The sequence below is a fragment of the Pseudomonas sp. P7758 genome, assembly GCF_013386485.1.
Lineage (GTDB): Bacteria > Pseudomonadota > Gammaproteobacteria > Pseudomonadales > Pseudomonadaceae > Aquipseudomonas.
This window is the reverse complement of record NZ_JACARS010000210.1, coordinates 1-305: the sequence shown is the minus strand read 5'-3', so window position 1 is coordinate 305 and position 305 is coordinate 1. Positions and strand designations below refer to the sequence as shown.

Below are 305 nucleotides of genomic sequence, written 5' to 3'. Positions count from 1 at the left end.
AAGATCAAAAGCAGATCAAAAGCGAGAGCACAGCGGCGGCGTTTTTCAAGGTAGTTGTCGCGTCCACCATCGTGCTACGCGACCTTGATGCTCACTGTCAGCTCCCTTTCGGGGTTCAGATATACCGTTCCGGCTGGCTTCCAGTTGCGTGTCTCACCAGACCAACGCTCCGGTCTCTTTTCTCTAGCTTGGCTGTAGATTGCATCGCGCCGGGCCAGGATTTCCCGGTCTTTTCCCTCGTGACGTTGAGCCGGTGTCACAAAACGGATTCGGCTATGACGATGCTCGGTGTTGTACCAGGTCAT

The 305-nt window shown here is 54.8% G+C and carries 1 pseudogene; it reads right to left on the bottom strand.

What is annotated here, in order from left to right:
- Positions 1-74: 74 nt before the first annotated feature.
- A pseudogene (locus HX873_RS30545) lies at positions 75-305 on the bottom strand (IS3 family transposase); the annotation flags it as partial.